General features: G+C 48.9%; 6 protein-coding genes. All 6 read right to left on the reverse strand.

Features of this window, described 5'->3' with window-relative positions:
* Window positions 1-16: 16 nt before the first annotated feature.
* Window positions 17-391 carry a DUF4389 domain-containing protein gene (locus IBX50_RS06180; protein ID WP_292254273.1) on the reverse strand — a complete coding sequence of 125 codons (375 nt, stop codon included), beginning with the start codon at window positions 389-391 and terminating at the stop codon, window positions 17-19.
* A gap of 16 nt (window positions 392-407) precedes the next feature.
* Entirely contained in the window at window positions 408-1,469 is a 1,062-nt protein-coding gene (locus IBX50_RS06185) for an NAD(P)H-dependent glycerol-3-phosphate dehydrogenase (protein WP_292254275.1), read from the reverse strand.
* Window positions 1,470-1,567: 98 nt separating this feature from the next.
* Window positions 1,568-3,028, reverse strand: a complete 1,461-nt coding sequence (locus tag IBX50_RS06190) for a YdiU family protein (RefSeq protein WP_292254277.1) — start codon at window positions 3,026-3,028, stop codon at window positions 1,568-1,570.
* 60 nt (window positions 3,029-3,088) lie between these two features.
* Entirely contained in the window at window positions 3,089-3,931 is an 843-nt protein-coding gene (locus IBX50_RS06195) for a glucosaminidase domain-containing protein (protein ID WP_292254278.1), read from the reverse strand.
* A 94-nt stretch (window positions 3,932-4,025) separates the two neighbouring features.
* Entirely contained in the window at window positions 4,026-4,988 is a 963-nt protein-coding gene (locus IBX50_RS06200) for a D-alanyl-D-alanine carboxypeptidase family protein (RefSeq protein ID WP_292254279.1), read from the reverse strand.
* A 357-nt stretch (window positions 4,989-5,345) separates the two neighbouring features.
* Window positions 5,346-6,437 (reverse strand): 3-deoxy-7-phosphoheptulonate synthase, encoded by a 1,092-nt coding sequence (locus tag IBX50_RS06205; RefSeq protein ID WP_292254280.1) that lies wholly within the window; start codon window positions 6,435-6,437, stop codon window positions 5,346-5,348.
* Between the last annotated feature and the right edge of the window lie 215 nt (window positions 6,438-6,652).

The raw sequence follows: 6,652 nt of genomic DNA on the forward strand, positions 1-6,652 counted from the left end.
CAGAGCTGATCTTGCCTTATTGGTTCTGTTTAAACGAGTCATTATCCACCTCCATTTCTGCCGCATCGGTGGCAGAAGGATTCTGAGGTGTATAGGGGTTAGGATCGACCTCTTCCACAGATGGCCATTCAGCAAAAGGAAAAGGTTTTGTCTCGGCGTTAAAGGTAAGGTAACGAAACAGCTGGTAGGCATAACGGGTCAGCTGTGAACCTAAAGCCAAGAGTTGTGGCTGAGGCTGACCTGCAAACAGACGGTAAACCACCTGCACCAGGATGACACCAATCAACACCAATTCGGTCAACTGCCAGGCAATAAAAAACAGCAGCATGAATGGCAGGCGCAACCAGTAACTCTCATCCTTCAGACGTTCTTTCATAGAGCCGGATGTCATATCACTTTTCTCCACTTCAGGTTAACCGAGTGACTTTTCGGGCCGATTCAAGCACTTCACTGCGAGGCAGAACAAATTCAACATCAGTGCTTTGCTCTCGCCCCATCATGGAACCAGCCATTTCTTTGGGATTATGGCCTTCAAACAGTACCAGATACAATGCCTGAACCAGTGGCATGTAAATTCCCATTTCATCCGCTTTGGTTTTGACCAAGCGGGTAGTATCCACACCTTCAGCTACTTGGCCCAGGGAAGCAACAATTTGTTCCAGTGATTGCCCCTGCCCCAGCGCCTGACCCACCCGATAGTTACGGGAAAGAGGGGATGAACAGGTGACAATCAGGTCACCCACACCGGACAAACCCAGAAAAGTCATGGGATTAGCACCCAGACTGACGGCAAAACGGCTCATTTCCGCCAGTGCACGGGTCATCAACATACTTTTGGTGTTTTCACCCATTCCCATGGCTGCAGCCATACCGGCAGCAATGGCATAGATGTTTTTTAACGCTCCGCCCAGTTCAGCACCGTACATGTCGGTATTGGCATAAACCCGGAAATAACGATTACCCAGCACCTGCTGTACCTGACTGCGAGTCAGATCGTCTGGGCTGGCAATCACTGTAGCAGTTAATTGTTGCTGTGCGACTTCACTGGCTAGATTGGGGCCAGACAAGACTCCCAGATGTTTAAAACCGGTGGTTTCTTCCAGCACCTGACTCATCAGGCGAAAGCCTTTTTCTTCAAAACCCTTGGTGGTGCTCACCAGAATCTGGTCTGGGTGTAGAAAAGGCAGTGCCTGTTCCAGCACTGTAGCAAATCCCTTGCTGGGAATCGCCATAAAAACCAGTTCAGCCCCCGTCAGCGCTTCTTGTAAGGAGCTGGTGGCCTGAATGGATTCCGGTAAAGCCAGTTCTGACAAATAACGTGGATTACGGTGTTGCTGATTAATCTGACTGGCCAATTCCGAATCCCGAACCCACAAACGTGTGGCATAACCATTACCAGCCGCGATGGAAGCCAACGCCGTACCAAAACTTCCGCCACCTAACACGGTGACAACAAGACCTGCAGCCATGAATATTCCTGATTGCCGTAATTAAAGAGAATGAAGTTTTATTGTAACTCATTTGGAATAAATAAAAGGGTGCGGTATGTAACAAAGGTTTGAACCCATTAAGAAGAACAGGACAAAACCAGCCCTGCAGCCCAGTCCGGTGGTGATTGTAAGTCACCCGGAGTTTTTCCTGCAGAGTTAAACGGCTGGCGGAACACGGATAACAGCCGATTCACCTCCGAAAAATCGCCAGCTTCAGCCTGTTCTATTGCTTGTTGCAGCAAAAAACTTCTTGGTAATACACAGGGGTTAACCGCGCACAGCCGTTCTTTTCTGGCTGCTGCATCCGGTAAGCTTTGCTCAATTGCCTGTTGCCAGTCATTTAACCAACGAGTGGCGGCTGAAATCGGCTGCTTAAAACCAGCCTGTAACTGCGTTATAAAATCACTATGATGACCTTCAGCCAGCAAACGTAATAGCTGTGTCCAGTCAGCACGACTGGCTTCGCACAAGGCCAGGAATTGCTCGATCAGCGCCCAGTCTTGCTTTGCATCTACACCCAGCCGTGTGGCCATCAATTGCCGATACTCTTGCGTGAAACTGTTACCAAAATCATCCAATACCCGACGTATGGCAGCCTCTGAAGCGAGAGGAGTTAAAGCCTGCCCAAGACAGGCAAGATTCCAGTGCACAATACTCGGCTGGCGGTTAAAGGCATATCGTCCTTGTTCATCGGTATGATTACAGACAAAAGAGGGGTGATAATGATCCAAAAAAGCAAAGGGCCCAAAATCAAAGGTTTCACCCAGAATCGACAGATTGTCGGTATTCAGCACACCATGACAAAAACCATAAGCCTGCCAGGCAGCGACCATCTTTGCACTGCGCTGCTGTACCGCTGCTAAAAAAGCCACAGCAGGATCATCATGATCACATAACTCCGGGTAGTGCAGCCGGATCACCTGATCCAGTAGTTGCTGTAACCCCTTGTGGTCACCGGTGTAATAACAGTGCTCAAAATGCCCAAATCGGATATGGCTGCGACTGAGGCGCAACAGGGTTGCAGCGGATTCTATACCCTCACGCCTGACTGGCTCTGTGCTGACAGCTACGGCCAGTGCACGAGTGGTGGGAATACCCAGATGAAACAGCGCCTCACTGCCAAGGAACTCTCGAATGGAGGAACGTAATACTGCCCGACCATCACCGGAGCGGGAAAAAGCCGTGCGACCTGCACCTTTAAGATGCAGCTCCCAGTGTTCACCCTGTGAGTTGTTGATCTCACCGAGCAATAAACCACGACCATCACCGAGTGCCGGATTATAAAAACCAAACTGGTGACCGGCGTATTTCATCGCCAAAGGTTTGGCATCAGCAGGTAACCAGTGGCCGGTCAGCAATGCCTTAAGCTGCTGCTGATCCTGACGACAAAGATCCAGATCGAGTAACTGTGCTGCATCAGCACTGACTGCCACCAAAGCACTGGAACCACGAAGTGGTGTAGGGACAAGGGATTGATAAAAATGCGTGGGTAACTGGCGGTACTGATGGGTCAGGAACAACTCATCGAGTGTTTTCATGCAGGCCTCCATCGACTATAACCAAGTATTTTACTCAACTATAGTCGATGTGTACCAGCTTTATTCTTCTGATGATAGGGATTTTATGGCCAGCTCAATAAACTCCTGATTACTGCGAATCATCGAGATCACTTCATCAACATAAGCCTGGCGGCGCTCGGAATAACTAATCAGACCCGGTGCCAGATCAATACCGGTGATTTCTGCATCAACGGCTCGCAGGTTGCCCCGTATTGTGCGCAGCTGACGATAGGCACGATGCGTATTGATATTACGCATATAAGCCTGAACACTGGCCAGCACCGTAGCAAAACGCCGTACCTCATGATTCATGCCGGGCACTCGCTGTTCAGGAACCAGACCACAGCCAACAGAAAAACACCACTGACCAAACAGATTATTACCCTGCTGGGCAAAACGGGATGTACCCCAGGCGGATTCATTGGCGGCCTGCATCAGTACCAGGTCAAGTGGCACCTGATCCACCCGGCGCATCAAAGTCACCCATTCATTCTCAGACAGCGGCCAGTCCAGTGCATAATACTTGGCAATTTCACTCACCAGCTCTTGATCACTGGCAACCAGCTCCTGTCCGGCATCCAGCAGGCTTTTGGCAATTTGCAACTGTTCACGCTGCCACTGAATACGTTGATTCTCGTAAAGAACCAGGGGCAACAAGGTGTTAAAAAATGCCTCTTTGCGCCAGGGTACATGGCTGATATTACTGTAATCCGGCATTTGTTTCAGGGGGTCAACTTCTGTGCCCATAAAAGGTTGCAGACTGGGTTTAGGTGCCAGCCACTCATTTATCAGAGCTGCCATGGCAATTAGCAGTGACAAAGCCAGCAGGAAAGAAAAAATCAAAGGGGGTTTCACTGGGTGTTCCACAGCAGTTCTTGGCATAATATCTCTTGGATCTATTGATTGATTTTACATGCACTATACAGCAAAAATCCCGGAACTGGCTGGGATTTGTATTGCTTGAGAAATAAGGATATCAGCTAACCTGGATGTGCCATGGTTCGTAACGCACACCATAAGAGTTGTCGGTGGTGTAACGAATTTCAACAAAACCAAGATCCTGCAAACGCTTGTAAACATCCGTTTCTGCAAAGTCATCAGAAAAATTGCGATAACCCAAACCGACCTTGCCCACATCAAAATCACCAATGGCATGGTAAGAATACCCGGGCGGCGCCAGAGAGCGAGATGCCTTGGACAGGTTACCTGCAGACTGTTCAGCTTTGGCAAGAAACAGGTGCATTTGTTTAACCATACTGCGTACACCGGATGTCAGCATCAGATCATCACCCACTTCGTTCAGCAGCCGGTCATAAAAGACCTCTGACCTGCCTTTAAAGAGAAAATGACCAGTACGGCCAACACTCTGTACATCATTGCGGGAAATGTTAGCCGTCAGGCTATCCAGCACCTGCTCACCATAAAAACCGTAAATCCGTGCATCGGTGTGATACAGCTCGTCCAGAAAATCCATTTCAGCCTGGGTAAATGCCCCAATATCAGGGTAGTTGCGGGCAAAACGCAAGGCCTCATCAAAGGACAACAGATTAAAATTACCGTGACCTACAAAACTCTGCACACGATCCAGACGCTGATAACTGGCACGCATCGCAGCCACTTTGTCTTCCGGCAGAAAGTAGTCATCGTCAAAAACACTTTCGAAATAACGAATGCGAGTCTGGGAACCTGACTGACCACTGGCAGCTGCCTGTTGTGCCGCTTTTTGGTGTACAACAGACAAAGCCTGAGTCAATTCAGTCGGCAGAATATCTTCCATACCCTGCTGCAGGCTCATGGCAGCCCAATGACCCTGCACAGCGCCCATACCAAAGGTATCTTGCAGCTGACCGGTCAGATGAATCTGACGCAGTACTGAACCACTACCTAGCGCAACAAAACCAGATAAAGACATTGCTTTCAGAAGTGTTCTACGATCCACAACTCGCTCCAGCCATTTTCTGATCATTATGATTTGAATTGGGTAAACTTTACCGAGCAGAGCTAAGGCTGTCCAGAACAACCGCAACCTCAACGATCAGAATTATTAACTCAAGTTTCGGAGTTCAGTTTAGGCTTATATCCCCGCCCGATTGGGCGAGGGTTTACGCGGATTTTGCTAAAATCAGCACTCATCACCAACGGATTTAGCCTCTAGCCTCAACGTAAAGGTATCCATTTGCATGACTTAGGTAAAAAGATTTTTTTATTTATACTATTCAGTAAGTTAAGTGTATTTTACGACTGTTTTGAACCTCGAAACTTGAGCTATTACTTGATGCTGTAAATAGGTACAGACTTAACTCTGCTTGGCTTGCTGGCGGCGTGCTTCCAGTACTGGGCGCAGTTTGTCTGCCATTTCTGTCAGGGTTTTTTCGGTCGTTTCCCAGTCGATGCAGGCATCAGTGACGGATACACCATACTGGAGTGCTGACTTGTCTGCCGGTATGGATTGGTTGCCCCAGCCGATGTGGGATTCAATCATCAGGCCAACAATGGATTCGTTGCCATCCAGAATCTGGTGGGTGACGTTATCCAGTACCAGCGGTTGCAAGCCGGGATCTTTGTTGGAGTTGGCGTGGCTGCAATCAATCATGATGTTGTTTGCCAGACCGGCTTTGGTCAGATCCTTCTCACACAGTTTAACGCTGACTGAATCATAGTTGGGTTTACCATTGCCGCCGCGTAATACCACATGGCCGTACTGATTGCCTTTGGTGCGGATAATAGCTACCTGACCGGCATTGTTGATACCCAGAAAGTTGTGTGGATGTGCCATGGATTTGAGTGCATTCACCGCCACTTCCAGCCCACCGTCTGTGCCGTTTTTAAAACCGACTGGGCAGGACAGGCCGCTGGACATTTCGCGGTGAGTCTGGGATTCGGTGGTACGGGCACCAATGGCACTCCAGGCAATACAATCCTGCATGTACTGGGGAGAGATAGGGTCAAGGGCTTCGGTTGCCAGTGGCAGCCCCATTTCAGACAGTTCTACCAGTAGTTTACGACCGATGTGCAGGCCCTCTTCAATCTGGAAGGAATCATCCATGTGTGGGTCGTTGATCAGACCTTTCCAGCCCACGGTTGTGCGGGGTTTTTCAAAATAAACCCGCATTACCAGATACAGAGTGTCACCCACCTTATCGGCCAGAGTTCTCAGGCGACGGGCATAATCTTTGGCTGCTTCGATATCATGGATGGAGCAGGGGCCAACCACCACAAACAGGCGAGGATCATCTCGATCCAGAATTTTCTGGATAACCTGTCGGCCTTCAAAAACAGTTTTTTCAGCAGCAGCGGTCAGTGGGATAACATCTTTTAAACGATCCGGTGTGATCAGAATTTCCTGGGTGGCAACATTCAGGTTGTCGACCCTTTTACTGTCAGTCATAACGTTTCCTTAAGTGCATAAAGAGGCAGTGTTAGATAATTCTGCCATTGTATTGTATGTGGAGAGCTAAGGACAATTTCGGCGCTCTTGCGTATATGTCCATTGTGCTGGACACGCAGGTATGTGTCCAGCACAATGGACATAAAGCCCATAAGGATAAAAAAATGATTACCGAAGCCGCTTTACAGCAACTGCTGAATGACTGGTCGAGCTGG

The sequence above is a fragment of the Marinospirillum sp. genome (genome assembly GCF_014859565.1).